Source organism: Embleya scabrispora DSM 41855 (assembly GCF_000372745.1).
In the GTDB taxonomy this organism is placed as follows: domain Bacteria; phylum Actinomycetota; class Actinomycetes; order Streptomycetales; family Streptomycetaceae; genus Embleya; species Embleya scabrispora.
Genome location: NZ_KB889675.1, coordinates 96790 through 114176 on the forward strand (window position 1 = coordinate 96790; position 17387 = coordinate 114176).

The 17387-nt window shown below is 72.2% G+C and carries 17 protein-coding genes and 1 riboswitch; of the genes, 9 read left to right on the forward strand and 8 right to left on the reverse strand.

Translation table 11 applies throughout. The features are described 5' to 3' along the window. The first annotated feature begins 61 nt into the window (after positions 1 to 61). Positions 62 to 928 carry a 1-aminocyclopropane-1-carboxylate deaminase/D-cysteine desulfhydrase gene (locus tag A3IC_RS0125755; RefSeq protein WP_020552946.1) on the forward strand — a complete coding sequence of 289 codons (867 nt, stop codon included), beginning with the start codon at positions 62 to 64 and terminating at the stop codon, positions 926 to 928. 516 nt (positions 929 to 1444) lie between these two features. Continuing rightward, positions 1445 to 2932 (forward strand): phytoene desaturase family protein, encoded by a 1488-nt coding sequence (locus A3IC_RS0125760; protein WP_026218741.1) that lies wholly within the window; start codon positions 1445 to 1447, stop codon positions 2930 to 2932. Positions 2933 to 2951: 19 nt separating this feature from the next. On the opposite strand, the gene A3IC_RS0125765 is transcribed toward A3IC_RS0125760, so the two are convergent. Beyond that, on the reverse strand, positions 2952 to 3245 hold the full coding sequence (locus A3IC_RS0125765; RefSeq protein ID WP_020552948.1) for a hypothetical protein: 294 nt from the start codon (positions 3243 to 3245) through the stop codon (positions 2952 to 2954). A gap of 83 nt (positions 3246 to 3328) precedes the next feature. After that, positions 3329 to 4270 (reverse strand): methylenetetrahydrofolate reductase [NAD(P)H], encoded by a 942-nt coding sequence (metF, locus tag A3IC_RS0125770; protein ID WP_020552949.1) that lies wholly within the window; start codon positions 4268 to 4270, stop codon positions 3329 to 3331. A 144-nt stretch (positions 4271 to 4414) separates the two neighbouring features. Here metF and A3IC_RS0125775 point away from each other — a divergent pair, with 144 nt between their 5' ends. Beyond that, a complete protein-coding gene (locus A3IC_RS0125775) occupies positions 4415 to 5506 on the forward strand; it encodes a polyprenyl synthetase family protein (RefSeq protein ID WP_020552950.1) in 1092 nt (363 codons plus the stop codon). 458 nt (positions 5507 to 5964) lie between these two features. Here A3IC_RS0125775 and thiE read toward each other — a convergent pair whose 3' ends face one another. The 3 genes from thiE to A3IC_RS0125790 all read right to left on the reverse strand — a co-directional run bounded on the left by thiE (position 5965) and on the right by A3IC_RS0125790 (position 8239). After that, positions 5965 to 6609, reverse strand: coding sequence for a thiamine phosphate synthase (gene thiE, locus A3IC_RS0125780; protein ID WP_020552951.1), 645 nt, complete (start codon positions 6607 to 6609; stop codon positions 5965 to 5967). Positions 6610 to 6619: 10 nt separating this feature from the next. Continuing rightward, on the reverse strand, positions 6620 to 6985 hold the full coding sequence (locus tag A3IC_RS0125785; RefSeq protein ID WP_026218743.1) for an Rv2175c family DNA-binding protein: 366 nt from the start codon (positions 6983 to 6985) through the stop codon (positions 6620 to 6622). Between the two features lie 69 nt (positions 6986 to 7054). Beyond that, positions 7055 to 8239 carry an NAD(P)/FAD-dependent oxidoreductase gene (locus A3IC_RS0125790; RefSeq protein WP_020552953.1) on the reverse strand — a complete coding sequence of 395 codons (1185 nt, stop codon included), beginning with the start codon at positions 8237 to 8239 and terminating at the stop codon, positions 7055 to 7057. Positions 8240 to 8352: 113 nt separating this feature from the next. Beyond that, positions 8353 to 8464: riboswitch (TPP riboswitch) on the forward strand. Between the two features lie 10 nt (positions 8465 to 8474). On the opposite strand from A3IC_RS0125790, the gene thiO reads away from it, so the two are divergent. From thiO to pknB, 4 genes are all read left to right on the forward strand, one after another. Beyond that, positions 8475 to 9638, forward strand: coding sequence for a glycine oxidase ThiO (thiO, locus tag A3IC_RS0125795; RefSeq protein WP_020552954.1), 1164 nt, complete (start codon positions 8475 to 8477; stop codon positions 9636 to 9638). After that, the gene (thiS, locus tag A3IC_RS0125800; RefSeq protein ID WP_020552955.1) at positions 9635 to 9844 is read left to right on the forward strand and encodes a sulfur carrier protein ThiS; all 210 of its coding nucleotides are present in this window, start codon (positions 9635 to 9637) and stop codon (positions 9842 to 9844) included. Before thiO ends, thiS begins: the two co-directional genes overlap by 4 nt. 4 nt (positions 9845 to 9848) lie before the next feature. Then, positions 9849 to 10652 carry a thiazole synthase gene (locus A3IC_RS0125805; RefSeq protein ID WP_020552956.1) on the forward strand — a complete coding sequence of 268 codons (804 nt, stop codon included), beginning with the start codon at positions 9849 to 9851 and terminating at the stop codon, positions 10650 to 10652. An 82-nt stretch (positions 10653 to 10734) separates the two neighbouring features. Then, complete coding sequence (gene pknB, locus A3IC_RS56600) at positions 10735 to 12771, forward strand: Stk1 family PASTA domain-containing Ser/Thr kinase (protein WP_020552957.1); 2037 nt, start codon at positions 10735 to 10737, stop codon at positions 12769 to 12771. A 127-nt stretch (positions 12772 to 12898) separates the two neighbouring features. On the opposite strand, the gene A3IC_RS0125815 is transcribed toward pknB, so the two are convergent. After that, positions 12899 to 13543: a sulfite oxidase-like oxidoreductase gene (locus A3IC_RS0125815; protein WP_020552958.1), complete on the reverse strand. Its 645-nt coding sequence runs from the start codon at positions 13541 to 13543 to the stop codon at positions 12899 to 12901. A 269-nt stretch (positions 13544 to 13812) separates the two neighbouring features. Between A3IC_RS0125815 and bfr the strand changes: the two genes are divergently transcribed. Continuing rightward, a complete protein-coding gene (bfr, locus tag A3IC_RS0125820; RefSeq protein WP_020552959.1) occupies positions 13813 to 14295 on the forward strand; it encodes a bacterioferritin in 483 nt (160 codons plus the stop codon). Between the two features lie 171 nt (positions 14296 to 14466). Beyond that, positions 14467 to 14781: a (2Fe-2S)-binding protein gene (locus tag A3IC_RS56605; protein WP_020552960.1), complete on the forward strand. Its 315-nt coding sequence runs from the start codon at positions 14467 to 14469 to the stop codon at positions 14779 to 14781. A gap of 42 nt (positions 14782 to 14823) precedes the next feature. Here the strand turns inward: A3IC_RS56605 and A3IC_RS0125830 are convergent, their stop codons facing one another. Together A3IC_RS0125830 and A3IC_RS0125835 are read right to left on the reverse strand one after the other, a co-directional pair. Beyond that, entirely contained in the window at positions 14824 to 15849 is a 1026-nt protein-coding gene (locus A3IC_RS0125830) for a threonine aldolase family protein (RefSeq protein ID WP_020552961.1), read from the reverse strand. A 76-nt stretch (positions 15850 to 15925) separates the two neighbouring features. Next, positions 15926 to 17260, reverse strand: a complete 1335-nt coding sequence (locus tag A3IC_RS0125835; RefSeq protein ID WP_020552962.1) for a class II 3-deoxy-7-phosphoheptulonate synthase — start codon at positions 17258 to 17260, stop codon at positions 15926 to 15928. Positions 17261 to 17387: the final 127 nt, after the last annotated feature.

Consider the following 17387-nt stretch of genomic DNA (forward strand, 5'->3'; position numbering starts at 1 on the left):
CCACCGTGACAGGCGACACCGACACCACTCGGGACCAACCGGACGTGCCACCCTTGTCCGGGTGCGCCCACGCCTGCCCTCCCCGCTGCACGAGCTGTGCGATCCCCGACTGACCGCCCTCGGCCTGCGCCTCGCGCTCAAGCGGGACGACCTGATCCACCCCGAGGTATCGGGCAACAAGTGGCGCAAGCTGAAGCACAACCTGACCGCGGCTCGCGAGCAGGGGCAGCGCACGCTGTTGACCTTCGGCGGCGCGTACTCCAACCACCTGCGGGCCACCGCCGCGGCCGGCCACGCACTCGGGCTGGCCACGGTGGGCGTGGTGCGCGGCGAGGAGCTCGCCGACCGCCCGCTCAACCCGTCGCTCGCCTTCGCCGTCGAACACGGCATGCGGTTGGTGTTCGTGGACCGCGCGACCTACCGCGCCAAACACACGCCGCAGGTGCTCGATCGGCTGCTCGCCGCGCACGGGCCCGCGTACGTGCTCCCGGAAGGCGGCAGCAACGAGGCCGCCGTGCGTGGCTGCGCGGAACTACCCGCCGAGCTCGGCGACGACTTCGACGCGGTCTGCGTCGCGGTGGGCACCGGCGGCACGCTGGCCGGCATCGCGGCGGCCCTGCCGCCCGGGCGGCGCGCGATCGGCTTCGCGGCGCTGAAGGGCGGCTTCCTCGCCGACGAGGTGGCCGACCTCCAGCGCCGCGCGTACGGCGCGCCGACCGACAACTGGCACGTGGAGCACGACTTCCACCACGGCGGCTACGCCCGCCGCGGCCCGGAGCTGGACACGTTCCTCGCCGACTTCGCGGCCCGGCACGACTTCGCGCCCGAACCGATCTACGTCGGCAAGATGTTGTTCGGTCTGTTCGCCCTCGCCGAGCGTGGCACGTTCGCCCCGGGCACCCGGCTGGTCGCGGTGGTCACCGGCTGATCCCGGCCCCGAACCCGGCGCCTCGTCGGCCGGTATCGGCCCCGACACGAAGGCGCCGGCCCCGCCGTCCCCATCGGCGGAGCCGGCCCCGACGACCCGCCGCCCCCCGGCCGGCCGGTCGTCCCGTCGACACCGGCGCCCCCCGCGCCGATCCCGATGGCGTCGCGCCCCGCCGTTCCCCCGAACGGCGCTCCCCCGAGGCTCCCGTGGGCGCTTCCCCGTGCCGACCACTCTGCCGGTCGGCCCACGGGGCGGACATCCGTACAGGTACTCAGAAGCGGGCCCGAGTATCGCCGCCCATATCCGTCTTGATCACGATTTCCGGCCCTGGTCGCATTCGATCGAAAGAAATTTTCCTCACGCGTACAACCCTGTGCCCGAGTCGCGAGTCTTATCAATCGTGACCCGCTGGGGGGTGGGCCCGTGGACCGTGGGGAGCGGTCGCGGGAAGGTGAGGGGGGATCAGGCCCGGGGGGCGGGCCTGATCCCCCTCACCTGCATATACGCTGTGTCACCGTGGCTCGCATCGTGGTTGTCGGCGCAGGTATGGGTGGATTGGCGGTGGCCGCTCGGCTGGCCACGCTTCGGCACGAGGTGACGATCTGCGAACGGTCCTCCGCCACCGGTGGGGCGTCCGGGTCGATCGTCCGGGACGGCTTCACCTTCACCACCGGCCCGGGGCTGCTCACGCTGCCGGCCGTCTACCGCGACCTGTTCCTCAAGACCGGTGCCGCGATCGAGGACGTCGTGGACCTGGTCCCGATCGCCACCCCCACCCGGGAGTCCTTCGCCGCCGCGAGCGGACCGCGCACCGTCGTCGACATCCCCAACGCGTCCCGGTCCGGCACGCACGACGCGTTCGAGTCGGGTTTCGGGGCCGGTGCGGGCGACGACTGGCAGCGGTTGCTGCACCGGGCCGGCGAGATGTGGGGCATCACCCGCAAGACCTTCTTCGAGGCGCCGCTCCTGGCCGATCCGGCCGGGCGGGCCGAGCGGCTGCGCAGCGCGGGCGGACGATCCGACCTGCGCACCACCGCGCCCTGGCGCTCGCTGCGCTCGCTCGGCCGGACCCACCTGAGCGACCCGCGGCTGCGCGCCCACCTCGAACGCTTCGCCGTCGAGGCGGGCTGCCATCCCGGCAAGGCGCCCGCGACGCTGGCCACGCTGCCGTATCTGGAGGAGACCTTCGGGGTGTGGTGGGTGCGCGGTGGCCTGCATCGGATGACCGAGGCGCTGCACGCGCGCTGTGTGCAGCGGAAGGTGAAGGTGCGCACCGACACCGAAGTGAGCGCGATCGAGCGCGCGGGCGGGCGGGTGTCCGGCGTGCTGCTCGCCGACGGCGGCCGGCTCGACGCGGACATCGTGATCACCGACCTGCCCGTCGACCCCCGGGCCGCCGGGCTGCTGCCGGGCCCGAAGGCTTCCGCGGCGGGCCGGGTGCCGGCCTCCTCGGCGATGCTCGAACTGCATCTCGCGCTGCGCGGTCGCACCCCCGGGACACCGCACCGCACGTACCTGTTCGCGGACGACCCCGGGCGCGAGCCGGACGCGCTGTTCGCCGACCGGGCGACGCCGCCGACTGATCCCACGCTGTGCGTACTGGCTCCCGACGACGAGACGCTGGCCCCCGAGGGACACAGCGCGTGGACGGTACAGCTGCGCGTGCCCCGACACGGCCCGGTGGACTGGGATACGGCCGCCGTCCGGGACGAGTGCTCGGCGACCGTGCTCGACCTGCTCGCCCGCCGCGGCCTGGACGTGCGCGACCGGGTGTTGTGGTCGATCCCGCGCACCCCCGCCGACCTGGCCGGACACACCGGCGCCCCGGGCGGCGAGGTGCCGGGCGCGGGTGCCGACGGTCCGCGCAACGCGCCGCGCCGGGTGCCGAACCGGTCGGCCGTACCGGGCCTGTTCTCGGTCGGCGCGAGCGCCCACCCGGGCGGCGGCCTGACCCGGGTCGGCATGTCCGCGGCACTGGTGGCGGAGCTGATCGGGCGCGCCTAGGGCCCGTCCGGGAGTGTTCTCAGCGGGCCTTGGCCCGGCGGCCCTTCGGGCGACGGCCGCTGACCGTCCAGCCGTGGTGGTACGCCTTGCGCACGTAGCGCGTGGTCAGGAACTGGCCGACCGCGAAGCAGAACACGCCGATGCCCACCAGCACCGGGTTCTTGATGCCCACACCCACGGCCACGCCGATGAAGCCGACGAAGGCGAGCACGCGGTAGCGAAACGGTGCGCCGTGCTGCCACAGCACCTCGGTCAGCAACCACAGTCCGATCGGCACGAACAGGATGTAGAGCACAACCAGGCCGATCTGCACGGTCGATCCCTTCGTTACCGGCGCGTCGCCTCACATTAGCGCCGCGGCACCGGAGGGTGAACCGTCGTCGGGAGCGAACCGGATCAGCCGGCTTGGCCCAATCCTTCGCCCGATCGTTCGTGCAGTCCGAGGTTCTGGTAGATCTCGGCGGTCGCCGTGGATCGATTGAGGGTGATGAAGTGCAGCCCCGGCGCGCCCTCGGCGAGCAGCCGCTCGGACATCCGGGTCGCGAACTCCACCCCGACCGCGCGCACCGCCGCCCGGTCGTCCCCGGCCGCCTCGACCGCCGCCGCCAGGTCGGCCGGCACCGAGCAGCCGCTCAGCTCGTCCGCCCGCACCAACGTGGTCGGGCTGGTGACCGGCATCACCTCGGGAATGATCGGGATGTCGCACCCGGCCGCCGCGACCCGGTCGCGCAGCCGCAGGTAGTCCTCGACCCGGAAGAACATCTGGGTGATCGCGTAGTCGGCGCCCGCGCGGCACTTGGCCACGAAGTGCCGGATGTCCTCGTCCCAACTCGCCGAGCGCGGGTGCATCTCCGGGAACGCGGCCACGCCCACGCAGAAGTCGCCGGACGCGCGCAGCAGTTCGACCAGCTCGATCGCGTACGTGAAGCCGTCCGGGTGGGCGATCCACTCGCCCTTCACATCGCCGGGCGGGTCGCCGCGCAGCGCGAGCACGTTGCGCACGCCCGCGTCGGCGTACTGCCCGATGATGTTGCGCAGCTCGGCGCGCGAGTGCCCGACCGCGGTGAGGTGCCCCACCGGGGTGAGCGTGGTCTCGGTGGCGATCCGCTCGGTGGTGTTCACGGTCAGGCCCCGGCTGGAGCCGCCGGCGCCATAGGTGACCGAGACGAAGGTCGGCGCGAGCGCCTCGACCCGACGGATGGCGTCCCACAGGGTGCGGGTGCCCTTCTCCGTCCTGGGTGGCATGAACTCGAACGAGAAGGACCGGGTGCCGTTCGCGAGCAGATCGCGAATGGCCGGGGTTCGACTGATGCGAGTGGATGCGGCACCGAGAGACATGCACGCAGGCTATCGGGCGCTCGTGCCCGCGAGAACGCCTTCCCACAAGGCGAGACGACCGGGCTGCTCCGGATGGCCGAGTGGACCGCAAGTTAGGCTTCCTCGTATTTCCTCATCGTTTCATCGCCCTCGACGGAAGACTCCATGGCTGCCGATTCCTTTCCCGTACACCCCCTGGACCGGGACGGGCTGCGGCAGCGCGTCAATGCCGCGCTCGGTGAGTTCATGGCCCGCCAGGCCGAGGTGCTCGCCGAGGTGGGCGAGGGCATGGTCCCGGTCACCGGGGCGCTGACCGATTTCGTGCTCGACGGCGGCAAGCGGCTGCGGCCCGGCTTCTGCTATTGGGGATGGCGTGGCATAGCGGGGCCGGCGGCGCCGGACGAGGCGATCGTGCGCGCGGCCACCGCGCTGGAGTTGCTCCAGGCCAGCGCACTGATCCACGACGACCTGATGGACAGCAGCGACACCCGGCGCGGCAAGCCCGCCGTGCACCGACGGTTCGAGGGACTGCACGGGGCGAGCGGCTGGGTCGGCTCGGGCGAGTCGTTCGGCTCCGCCGCGGCGATCCTGCTCGGCGACCTGTGTCTGTCCTGGTGTGACGAGATGTTCGGCGCGAGCGGGGTGGACGACCGGGCGCTGCGGGCGGCCAAGCCGTTGTTCGATGTAATGCGCACCGAGGTGATGGCGGGTCAGTACCTCGACGTGCTGGAGCAGGCGATGGGCGGCGGCTCGGTCGAGCGCTCACGGCGCGTGATGCGGTTCAAGTCCGCCAAGTACACGATCGAGCGCCCCCTGCACGTGGGTGCCGCGCTGGCCGGCGCCGACGAGGCCGCGCTGGCCGCCTACTCCGCGTACGGGCTGCCGCTCGGTGAGGCGTTCCAACTGCGTGACGACGTACTCGGCGTCTTCGGCGACCCCGAACGCACCGGCAAGCCCGCCGGGGACGACCTGCGGGAGGGCAAGCGGACCGTACTGCTCGCGCTCGCCGGCGAGCGGGCCTCCCGCGCCCAGGCCGAGGTGCTGGACACGCTGCTCGGGGATCCGGGACTGAGCGACATCGGCGTCAAGGAACTGCGGGTGGTGATCGAGGACACCGGCGCGCTCGCCGACGTCGAGACGATGATCACCGAGCTGACCGAGCGGGCCCTCGCGGCCCTGGCCGTCGCGCCGATCGCCGAGGACGCGCGCGAAGTGCTGCGCGAGTTGGCCGACGCCGCAACCGTGCGCAGCGTCTAGTCGGGCGTCCGAGAGCGGGTCGGCGACGGCGAACGGCGTGCCGGCCGGCGCGGACCGGGGCTGCTCCGACTCGGCCGGCCGGCCCCGGTCGGGATGGGGGCCGTGCGGGTGGTCGGCGTGGAGCAGCGCCTGTGGCGGGTTGCGGCCGACCAGGTAGATCCCGCCGATCATCGCGGCGAGCACGAGCAGCGGGAACAGCAGCGCACCGCCGCCGTCCGGTGCCGGGCCCGCGCGCCCGGGCCGTGGCGCGCGGTGTTCGGCGGCGGCGAGCCGGGGACCCGGAATCAGCGACTCCGTCGCGGGGTGCGGCAGGTCGTGGTCGCGGGCATCCTCTGCGGACCCCGGACGGAGGCGAACGTCGGGTGTGTCCATCCCGGCAGTCTGGCCGCCCGCCCCGCCCGCTTCGGCCGAAATGCCCCATCCGCCGAGCCAACCACCCGATCGGCGCAGACGTCTGGTCAGCGTGCGGCGAGTCGCCGGGCGAATCGCGCCGTCGCCTCGGCCGGGTCCGCGGCCTCGGTGATCGCGCGCACGACCACCACGCGGTCGGCGCCCGCGTCCAGCACCCGGTCCAGGTTGCCCGAGTCGATGCCGCCGATCGCGAACCACGGCCGGGTCGGGCGCAGCGCGGCGGTGTAGCGGACCAGGTCCAGGCCCGGCGCGGGGCGGCCCGGCTTGGTCGGGGTCGGCCAGACCGGTCCGGTGCAGAAGTAGTCCACCCCGGGCTCGACGATCGCCGCGTCCACCTCGGCCTCGGCGTGCGTGGATCGACCGATCAGCAGGTCGCCACCGACGATCGCGCGCGCCGCCGGGACCGGCAGGTCGTCCTGGCCCAGGTGCAGCACGTCGGGGCCGATCGTGTGCGCGACGTCCGCGCGGTCGTTGACCGCGAGCAGCGCGCCGTGCCGGCGGCAGGCGTCCGCGAACACCTCCAGGTATGCGAGTTCGAGGCGGGCCTCCAGGCCCTTCTGCCGCAACTGCACGATGTCCACGCCCGCGCCCAGCACCGCGTCCAGGAACGCGGGCAGGTCGCCCTGGCGCTCCCGGGCGTCGGTGCACAGGTACAGACGGGCGGCGGCCAACCGTTCCTGACGGCTCGTCATCCGCGCGGCCTCAGATCGCCAGCGCCTGGGCGCGGCGACGCACCTCGGTCATCCGGTTCTCCTGCAGCGCCTGCACCGGCGTGCCCGGGAGCGTGTCGTCCGGAGTGAACAGCCACTCCAGCGCTTCCTCGTCGGTGAAGCCCGAGTCCGCGAGCAGGGTCAGCGTGCCGACCAGGCCCTTGACGATGTTGCCGCCCTGGAAGAAGTCGGCGGGCACCTGGAGGGCCCGGTGCTCGCCGCGGCGCACGGCCAGGAACTTGCGCTCCTTGAGCTGCTGGCGGACCTTCAGGATGTCCACGCCGAGGATCTCGGCGATGTCGGGGAGTGTCACCCAGGCGGGGACGAGGGCTTCTGTTTTGGCGTCGATCTCGCTCACCCGACCAAGTTTAGGTTCCGCACCCGGTCCCGACCGCCGGCGCCCGGCGGTGGGGCGGGCGACGGACCCTCAGCGCGCGACCGACTTGAGCGGGTTCTCCGGGTCGGCGAACCGCTCCCGGTCCACCGGGGTGCCCAGTTGCACGAGCTTGCGGCCCTGGGCCAGGTCGCGCGGCCGGGCGACGGCGAGCAGCGCCGTCAGCCGGTCGCCGGCGAACCAGCCCGCGGTCCACTTGCCGTCCTCGTCCGCGCCCCGGAAGACCAGTTCGTCGCTCGCGCCGTGCCGGCCGACGTACTGGACCATCCGGCCGAACTGGTCGGACCAGAAGTAGGGGACCGGGTCGTACGCCTGGTCGCCGCCGAGCAGGTTGGCGACCAGCACGCGCGGGGCCTGGAGCGCGTTGTCCCAGTGCTCGACGTTCATTCGGGTGTCGTACCGGGCGGACGGGAAGTCCACGCAGTCGCCGACCGCGTACACCCCGGGCACCGAGGTGGCCAGGTGCTCGTCCACCTCGACGAAGCCGCGCTCGTTGCGGACCACGCCGGAGTCCGCCAGCCAGTCGGTGGCCGGGCGCACCCCGATGCCGACCACGATCGCGTCGGCGCGCAGCCGGCGGCCGTCGGCCAGGTGCACCGCGCCCGGCTCCAGCCGGTCCACCCGCGCGCCCAGCAGCAGTTCCACGCCCGCCTCGGCGTACCACGGCACGAACCGCTCGCCGATGGCGTCCGGGAAGGGCCCGGCGAGCGGGGTGTGCAGGGCCTCGACCACGGTGGTCGGGCAGCCGGCGGCGGCCGCGGCGGTGGCCACCTCGGCGCCGATCCAGCCCGCGCCGACGATCACCACGTGTGCGCCGGGTACCAGTGCGGCGCGCAGCGCGCGGGCGTCGTCGATGGTGCGCAGCACGTGCACGCCGGGGACCTCGGCCGCGCCGGGCAGGTGGAGCACCCGCGAACCGGTCGCGATCACCAGCCGGTCGAAGGCGATCGGCCCCGCGTCGGTGTCCACCGCCCCCGGGCGCAGTCCGGTCGCGGTCCGGCCGAACAGCACCTCGGTCTCCAGCGCGGCCCAGTCCGCCTCGAACGACGTGTCGTCGGACTTGCCGGCGAGCACCTCCTTCGACAGCGGCGGGCGGTCGTACGGCGCGTGCGCCTCGGCCCCGAGCAGGGTGACGCGACCGGTGTACCCCTGGTCCCGCAGCGCCACCACGGTTTGCAGGCCGGCCATGCCGGCACCCACGACGAGCACGTTGTCCATGCAGGGCACCCTATGACGCGCCGGGGCGCCGCCGACGAGCAGGGTCTTGACTCAGTCAAGGACATCTCGGCGCTCTCGGGCGCCCCGGGGCATCCGAAACCGGTGTCGTAGTGTGGAGAGGTCACGGGAGCCCGGTGAGACCGGGCTGAGAGGGGGGCTGCGAGCCCCCGACCGTCCGAACCTGATCCGGGTCATACCGGCGAAGGGAGTTCCCCTCACCATGTCGAGCCCCACCATGTCCGAGCGCCCCACCGACGTCGTCGTGGTCGGCGCGGGTGTCGTCGGACTGTCCGTCGCATGGCGCGCGCGCACCCGCTACAAACTCACGGTCACCGTCGTCGATCCGACCCCGGGCAGGGGCGCCTCACATGCCGCGGCGGGCATGCTCACCCCCGTCTCCGAACTCCAGTACGGCGAGGAGAACCTGCTCCGGCTGAACATCGAATCCGCCCGGCGCTACCCCGAGTTCGCGGCCGAACTGGCCGAGGCCGCGGGCCTGCCCTCGGGTTACCGCACGTGCGGCACGATCGCGGTCGCGCTGGACGCGGACGACCGGGCCGTACTCAAGGACCTGCACGCCCACCAGCAGCGGCTGGGCCTGCAGTCGTCCTGGCTGACCAGCCGCGAGTGCCGTCGGCTCGAACCGATGTTGTCCCCGGCGATCACCGGCGGCCTGCACGTCGAGCACGACCACCAGATCGACAACCGCCGGCTGGTCGCGGCGCTGCTCGCGGCCTGCGCGCGGGCCGGCGTGGTCTTCGTGCGCGAGAGCGTCGAGCGCGTCCTGGTCGCCGACGAGCGCGCGTACGGCGTGCGGACGACCGGCGCACGCGACCTGATCGCCGATCAGGTGCTGCTCGCGGCGGGCTGCCGCTCGGCGCTGATCCCGGGCCTGCCGCCCGAGGCCATCCCCCCGGTGCGGCCGGTCAAGGGCGAGATCCTGCGGCTGAAGGTGCCGCCGGCGCTGCTGCCGCTGCTGTCGCGCAACGTCCGGGGCGTGGTCAAGGGCGGCAGCATGTACCTGGTCCCGCGCGCGGACGGCGAACTGGTGATCGGCGCGACCGAGCACGAACTCGGCCACGACACCGAGGTGACCGCGGGCGGCGTGTACGAACTCCTGCGCGACGCACACGAACTCGTCCCCGGCATCACCGAGCTGCCACTGGTCGAGACGCTCGCCGGGCTGCGCCCCGGCAGCCCGGACAACGCGCCGATCCTGGGCCGCTCCGCGCTGCCCGGCCTGGTGGTGGCGACCGGTCACTACCGGCACGGCATCCTGCTCACCCCGATCACCGCCGACACCGTGGCCGAGGTCCTCGCACACGGCACCACCCCCGAACTCGTCGCGCCCTTCGGGCCCGACCGCTTCGCGACCGCCGCCCGGAAGGTGATGGCATGAACGACATCGAGGTCCGCGTCAACGGCGACCGGCGCCGTGTCGCGACCGGTACCACCGTCGCCGAACTCGTGGCCATGCTGACCACCGCCGCCAAGGGCGTCGCGGTCGCGGTGGACGAGTCGGTGGTGCCGCGCGGGGCGTGGGCGCGGACCGTGCTCGACGCGGACAGCCGCGTCGAGGTGCTGACCGCCGTCCAGGGAGGATGACGGCATGGCCGACGACAAGGACGACAAGCTGGTGATCGGCGGCGAGGCCTTCACCTCGCGGTTGATCACCGGGACCGGCGGCGCGCCGAGCCTGGAGATCCTGGAGCAGGCGCTGATCGCCTCGGGCACCGAGATCACCACGGTGGCGATGCGCCGGGTGGACCCGGGGACGGCGGGCTCGGTGCTGGATGTGCTGCGCCGGTTGGGCATCCGGGTGTTGCCGAACACCGCCGGGTGCTTCACCTCGGGCGAGGCGGTGCTGACCGCGCGGTTGGCCCGCGAGGCGCTGGAGACCGACTGGGTCAAGCTCGAAGTGGTGGCCGACGAACGCACATTGCTGCCGGACGGGGTGGAGCTCGTGGACGCCGCCGAACGGCTGGTCGACGACGGCTTCCGGGTGCTGGCCTACACCAACGACGACCCGGTGCTCGCGCGCCGGCTCGAACAGGTGGGCTGCGCGGCGGTGATGCCGCTCGGTTCGCCGATCGGTTCGGGTCTGGGCATCCGCAACCCGCACAACATCCGGCTGATCACCGAACAGGCCGAGGTCCCGGTGGTGCTGGACGCGGGTCTGGGCACCGCCTCCGACGCGGCGCTCGCGATGGAGTTGGGCTGCGACGCGGTGATGCTGGCGACGGCGGTCACCCGCGCGCAGTCGCCGCGGTTGATGGCCGAGGCGATGCGGCACGCGGTGGACGGCGGCCGGCTGGCGTACCGCGCCGGGCGGATTCCGATGCGGCATCATGCGCACGCGTCGTCACCGATGGCCGGCATGCTGGAGGCCGGCCCCGAGCACCCCGCCTTCTGAACCCGTACGCGGGCAGGTCGGCGGGGGAACCGTGGGGAAGACCGTCGGCGTCCACAAAGCAGTGGACCCTACACTCCTGAACATGGACACGACCTTGAACGATCCGCTCGTCGGGCGGCTGCTCGACGGTCGATACCGGGTCGATGCCCGAGTGGCCGCGGGTGGCATGGCCACGGTGTACCGGGCTCTCGACACCCGACTCGACCGCACCGTCGCCCTCAAGGTGATGCATGCCGGGCTCGCCCAGGACCCCGAGTTCACCCGTCGCTTCATCCTGGAGGCGAAGGCCGCGGCGCGGCTGTCGCATCCCAACGTGGTCAACGTCTTCGACCAGGGCACCGACGGTGCCGTCGCCTACCTGGCGATGGAGTACGTCGAGGGCCGCACGCTGCGCGAGTTGCTCCAGGACCTGGGCAACATGACCCCGCGCGAGGCGTTCGGGGTGCTGGAGCCGATGCTGGCCGCACTCTCCGCCGCACACCGGGCGGGCTTCGTACACCGCGACGTCAAGCCGGAGAACGTGCTGATCTCCGACGACGGCGGGATCAAGCTCGGCGACTTCGGGCTGGCCCGCGCGACCACCACGACCGCCACCGCCGCGACCGGCAAGGTCCTGGTCGGCACGGTCGCCTACCTCGCCCCCGAGCAGGTCGAGCGCGGCGAGTCCACCCCGCGCTCGGACGTGTACGCGGCGGGCGTGGTCCTCTACGAGATGCTCACCGGCCGGCAACCGCACCACGGTGCGACCGCGGTCGAGGTGATCTACAAGCACGTGCACGCGGATGTCCCGCCGCCCTCGCTCGCGGTACCGGGTCTGTCGCACACGCTGGACACGCTGGTGCGCGCGGCCACCGTGCGCGACCCCGAGCACCGGCCGAACGACGCCGAGACGCTGCTCACCCTGGTCCGCCGGACCCGGCACGCGATGCCGGACGCGGAATTGGACTTCGGCGCGGCGCTGCGACTGCCGCCGCCGCCCGAGCCGCTCCACGACAACGCCACGAGCGTTTTCCGGGCGGGCGAGGTGCTGCTGCCGCCGCACCTGGCGCCGCTCGGGCTGAGCGTGGACTCGACCGAGGACGAACAGGCGCGCTACGGCGGCGGGGCGTACCACGACCCCTACGCGGCGGAGCACCACGAGTACGCGCCGCCCACCGAGGCGACCCCGGCGGGCACTCCCGGCGGCGGCTATCCGCAGCAGCCCGGCCTGCCGGGCCGGCGGCGTCGGCGCGGGCCCTCGCGCGGGATGATCGTGCTCGCCGTCGTGCTGCTGGTCGCCGCCGCGATCGGTGGCGGCGCGTGGTGGTACGGCTCGGGTCGGTACTCCGACGTGCCGGGCGTGCTGAACATGACCCAGGCGGAGGCGGAGAAGCGGCTCAAGGCGGCCGACCTCAAGATCGCCTACGACGGTGACGGAGAGTTCAGCGAGACGATCGCCAAGGGCTCGGTCATGTCCACCGACCCGGCTCCCGGCAAGAACGTGCTCAGCGGCTCGACGGTGAAGGTCAAACTGTCCAAGGGTCCCGAGCGGCACGTGGTGCCGGCCCTGGTGAACCTGGCGGTGGAGGACGCCAAGAAGGCACTGGCCGACGCGGCGTTGAAGCCGGGCACCGAGACGCGGGTGGCGAGCCCCAAAGCGCCCGGCATCGTGGTGGGCACCCAGCCGACCGTCGGCGAGCAGCTCCAGCGGGACAGCGTGGTCTCCCTCGTGATCAGTCGGGGCCCGGACACCGTGGTGCCGGACCTGACCGGGCTGGAGATCAACGAGGCCAAGGCCAGGTTCCTGCCCGCGACCGGGGTGAGCGTCGAGGCGGATCCGACCCCGCAGTTCTCGGACACCGTGCCGGTCGGCCGGATCATGTCGTCCACGCCGGGCACCAACGCGACCGTGCCCTTCGGTACCAAGATCACCGTGGTGCTGTCCAAGGGCCCGGACCTGGTCCAGGTCCCGCCGGTGACCGGGATGAACCCGGACGACGCGGGTCGGGCGCTACAGGCCGCCGGACTGCGGGTGAACAACCGGATGATCCCGCTGATCCCGGCCAACGTCGGCAAGCAGGACCCGGCGGCGGGCTCGATGGTCAAGCGCAATACCGAGGTGTTCATCTCGAACTTCTAGGCGGGCTCCCGCCGGCGCGCGCTGCGCTCCGGCGGGTTTCGCGCTCCGGCGCCGCACGTGCGAAGGCCCCACCGCGATTCGCTCGGGTGGGGCCTTCGCACGTGTGGGGTGGGGCCTCCGGGGCGGCTCAGGTCAGCGCCGGCCCCTCACCGCTCTCCTCCTGGTACGAGTAGCGCTGCTCCTGCCACGGGTCACCGATGTTGTGGTAGCCCCGCTCCTCCCAGAAGCCGCGCTTGTCGGCCACCATGTACTCGATCCCGCGCACCCATTTGGGGCCCTTCCAGGCGTACAGGTGAGGCACGATCAGCCGGACCGGGAAACCGTGCTCGGCGGTCAGCGGCTCGCCGTTGTGGTGGGTGGCCAGGATGGTCTGGTCGTTCGCGAAGTCGAACATCCGCAGGTTCGAGCTGAAGCCGTACTCCGCCCACACCATCGCGTGGGTGACCTCGGGAGCCGGCGGCGCGATCTCCAGCAGTTTGGCTATGGTCAGCCCGCTCCACTCGTTGCCGAGCATGCTGAACTTGGTCACGCAGTGGAAGTCGGCGACGACGGTGTCGTGCGGCAGCGCCGAGAACTCGTCGTAGTTCCAGCAGTGCTTGTCCCCCGAGGCGGTCGCGCCGAAGACGCGAAAGTCCCATATCTCGGGCTTGAACCGCGGGACCGGTCCATAGTGCAGAACGGGCCATCCGCGCTGGAGCCGCTGGCCCGGCGGAAGTCGCGGATCGCGGTCCGGAGCCTCGGTCCCACCTTGTGCCGCTTCCGTATGCCCCATACCTCACATGGTCCCAGACGCCCCGGCCGACTCACGACCGCCCCTGCCCCGCCCGGGGTCCTTCCGCGCGTCGGGAGGCCCTCCTCCGTGGCGTGCGCCAAGCCCGGGCACGACGACCGAGGCGAGGTGGGACATGTTCGACATTGCAAGGCAAGGCTGCCCTTCGTGGCGGATGCACTACCAAAAGTGACAGGATTCGTTGGATAACTCCTGCCCCTTGCGTGCTTGGAGTTCCCCTGTGTCCCACCCACATCGGAAGGTGCGTCGCGATGCACAGTGACCCGCAGATCATCGAGCTCCTGAACGAACAGCTCACAGCGGAACTCACCGCGATCAACCAGTACTTCCTGCACGCGAAGATGCAGGAGCACCGCGGCTACATCAAGCTCGCGGCCTGGACCCGCCACGAGTCCATCGACGAGATGAAGCACGCGGAGCGGTTGACCGACCGCATCCTGATGCTGGAGGGCCTGCCGAACTACCAGCGGCTGAACGCGCTGCGGATCGGCCAGAACCTGGAGGAGATGTTCCGCGCCGACCTGGCGGTCGAGATGGAGGCCGTGGAGCGGCTGCGGCGCGGCATCCCGTTGATGCGCGAGAAGGGCGACGTGACCTCGGCCAACATCTTCGAGGACATCCTGGCCGACGAGGAAGAGCACGTCGACTACCTGGAGACGCAGCTCGCCCTGCTCTCCGAGGTCGGCGAGCAGCTCTACATCGCGGGCCTGCTCAAGCAGCCGAACGAGAGCTGACCGGCGAGGCGGGGCACCCCCACGGGAGGGGCACCGCAGGACACCGTGACACCGGCTCGGACAACCGGCCGGATTGTGTCACCGATCACCCGGTATTCCCCCCGGCGAGCGCTGAGGTTACCCTTACCTAAGTGACCTCGCCGCTGGGGGGAAATCTCCGTGTACGTCTGCATGTGTTTCGGTGTCACCGACAAACAGGTGAACGACCGAATAGCCGATGGCGCGCGCAGCATGCGTGAGATAGCCCAGTCCTGCGGCGGCGCCGGTACCGACTGCGGGCGCTGCGTCAAGAGCATCACCGCCATGTTGCCCCGCGACGAGTCGCGCCGCCGGCGTCGCGAGCTGTGCGGCGAGACCGAGACCTGCGCGACCGCGTGCGCAGGCGCCCCCACCGCCGAACCGGTCACCCTGCCGATGCCCACGGTCCCGGCCGCCTCGGCCCTGCCCGACAACGTGGTCCCACTGCGCCGGCACAGCGCCGCCTGAGCCCACCACCCCCGAGCCGGCGCCGCCCGGTCGGCCCTGCCGTCAGCCCTTCGCCGCCTGCGCGATCGCCGCCGCGGCGCGCACGCAGCCGGCCGCGTCCACATCCATGTGGGTGACCAGTCGGATCAGCCGGGGCCCGAACGCCGACACCAGCACCCCCTCCGCCCGGCAGCGCTCCGCCACCGCGGCCGCGTCCGGCTGCCCCTCCCCCAGCTCGACCAGCACGATGTTGGTCTCCGGGTCGCCCACCGCGAAGCCCGCGTCGCGCAGCAGATCGGCCAACTCCCGAGCGTGCTCGTGGTCCTCGGCCAGCCGCTCGACGTGGTGCTCCAGCGCGTACAGCCCGCCCGCAGCCAGGATGCCCGCCTGGCGCAGACCGCCGCCCATCCGGTGCCGCATCCGGCGCGCCTCGGCCTCGTACTCGGCGGGCAGCAGCAGCACCGAGCCGGCCGGCGCGCCCAACCCCTTGGACAGGCACACGCTGAGCGTGTCGAACAGCGCCCCGTAGGCCCGCAGCGGCGTGCCGGTCGCCACGTGCGCGTTCCAGATCCGCGCGCCGTCGCAGTGCAGCGGCAGGTCGTAGCCGTGCACCAGGTCGCGAATCGCGGCCAGGTGCTCCAGCGGGTAGACCGAGCCGCCGCCCCGGTTGTGCGTCTGTTCGACCGCGACCATGTGCGTACCCACGGTGTACGGGTTGCCGACCCGGATCAACCGGGCCAGATCGGCGACCTCCAGCAGGCCGCGCGGACTGAGCGTGGTCCGGGTCTGGATGCCGCCGTGCCAGGCCGCCGCCGCGTCCTCGTGCGCCACGATGTGCGCGTCGGCGTCCAGGACCAGTTCCCCACCCGCCGGCACGGACAGCCGCACGGCGAGCTGATTGGCCATCACCCCGGTCGGCGCGAACAGCGCGAAGGAGTGCCCGAACAGGTCGGCGACGTACTCCTCCAGTGCCCGCACGGTCGGGTCCTCGGCGTATACGTCGTCGCCGACCTCGGCGTTCGCCATCGCCGCGCGCATCGCGGGGCCGGGCTTGGTGACGGTGTCGCTGCGCAGGTCCGTGAAGGTCATGGCGGCAGCATTTCAGACGCGCCGCAGGGCGGACCCCCGGGAGGGTCCGCCCTGCGGCGATCGCGGTGACGGCGGGTCAGCTCTTTCGGTACATCTCCGCGACCAGGAACGCCAGGTCGAGCGACTGGCTGCGGTTGAGCCGCGGGTCGCACGCCGTCTCGTAGCGCTGGTGCAGGTCGTCGACGAAGATCTCGTCGCCGCCGCCCACGCACTCGGTGACGTCGTCGCCGGTGAGTTCGACGTGGATGCCGCCCGGGTGGGTGCCGAGCGCGCGGTGCACCTCGAAGAAGCCCTTGACCTCGTCCAGCACGTCGTCGAAGCGGCGGGTCTTGTGCCCGCTGGACGCCTCGAACGTGTTGCCGTGCATCGGGTCGGAGACCCATACCGGCTGCGCACCGGCCGCGGCCACCTTCTCCACCAGAGCCGGGAGGTTGTCCCGGACCTTGCCCGCGCCCATCCGCACGATGAAGGTCAACCGGCCCGGATCGCGGTTCGGGTCCAGCTTGTCGATCAGCGCGAGCGCGTCCTCGGGCGAGGTGGTCGGGCCGAGCTTGACCCCGATCGGGTTGCGGATCCGGGACGCGAACTCCACGTGCGCGCCGTCCAGCTGCCGGGTGCGCTCGCCGATCCAGACCATGTGGCCGGACACGTCGTACAGGTCGCCGGTGCGCGAGTCCACCCGGGTCAGCGCGTCCTCGTAGTCCAGGATCAGCGCCTCGTGGCTGGCGTAGAACTCCACGGTGCGGAATTCCTCGGGGTCGGTCCCGCACGCGTGCATGAAGCGCATCGCGCCGTCGATCTCGGCCGCGAGCCGCTCGTAGCGCTCGCCCGAGGGCGACAGTGCGACGAAGTCCTGGTTCCAGGCGTGCACCTGGCGCAGGTCCGCGTAGCCGCCCGTGGTGAACGCGCGGACCAGGTTCAGCGTCGCGGAGGACGAGTGGTACATGCGCTTGAGCCGCTCGGGGTCCGGCGTGCGCGCGGCCTCGGTGAAGGCCAGCTCGTTGACCGCGTCGCCCCGGTAGGACGGCAGGGTCACCCCGTCGCGGGTCTCCATGCCGCTGGAGCGCGGCTTGGAGTACTGGCCGGCCATCCGACCGACCTTGACCACCGGCACGGAGGCCGCGTAGGTCAGCACGACGGCCATCTGAAGAAGGGTCTTGAGCTTGTTCTTGATCGCGTCGGCGGTGTTGCCGGTGAAGGTTTCCGCGCAGTCGCCGCCCTGGAGCAGGAACGCCTCGCCCTTCGCCACCGATGCGAGCCGACCACGAAGCTGGTCGCACTCGCCGGCGAAGACGAGCGGCGGATAGGAACGGAGGTCCGCGAGGGCGGAGCCCAGGGCCTCGTTGTCCGGCCACTCGGGCTGTTGGGCCGCCGGGAGGGTACGCCAGGATTCGATGTCGTTCAGGGTCACTGTTCAAGACTAAGCGGAGAGGCAACCCGATTGGGTCCACCGCCCGGAGAGCGAGACGCCGATCACGGCCGCCGGATAGACTGCGGCCGTGATCGCGATCAGCTTCCATCGGAGTTCCTGGTGGCCC

Coding starts and splice junctions, on each gene's coding strand:
- metF (WP_020552949.1), bottom strand. CDS start 4,270: ATGTCTCTCGGTGCCGCATCCACTCGCATCAGTCGAACCCCGGCCATT.
- A3IC_RS0125775 (WP_020552950.1), top strand. CDS start 4,415: ATGGCTGCCGATTCCTTTCCCGTACACCCCCTGGACCGGGACGGGCTG.
- thiE (WP_020552951.1), bottom strand. CDS start 6,609: ATGACGAGCCGTCAGGAACGGTTGGCCGCCGCCCGTCTGTACCTGTGC.
- A3IC_RS0125790 (WP_020552953.1), bottom strand. CDS start 8,239: ATGGACAACGTGCTCGTCGTGGGTGCCGGCATGGCCGGCCTGCAAACC.
- thiO (WP_020552954.1), top strand. CDS start 8,475: ATGTCCGAGCGCCCCACCGACGTCGTCGTGGTCGGCGCGGGTGTCGTC.
- thiS (WP_020552955.1), top strand. CDS start 9,635: ATGAACGACATCGAGGTCCGCGTCAACGGCGACCGGCGCCGTGTCGCG.
- A3IC_RS0125805 (WP_020552956.1), top strand. CDS start 9,849: ATGGCCGACGACAAGGACGACAAGCTGGTGATCGGCGGCGAGGCCTTC.
- pknB (WP_020552957.1), top strand. CDS start 10,735: ATGGACACGACCTTGAACGATCCGCTCGTCGGGCGGCTGCTCGACGGT.
- A3IC_RS0125815 (WP_020552958.1), bottom strand. CDS start 13,543: ATGGGGCATACGGAAGCGGCACAAGGTGGGACCGAGGCTCCGGACCGC.
- bfr (WP_020552959.1), top strand. CDS start 13,813: ATGCACAGTGACCCGCAGATCATCGAGCTCCTGAACGAACAGCTCACA.
- A3IC_RS56605 (WP_020552960.1), top strand. CDS start 14,467: ATGTGTTTCGGTGTCACCGACAAACAGGTGAACGACCGAATAGCCGAT.
- A3IC_RS0125830 (WP_020552961.1), bottom strand. CDS start 15,849: ATGACCTTCACGGACCTGCGCAGCGACACCGTCACCAAGCCCGGCCCC.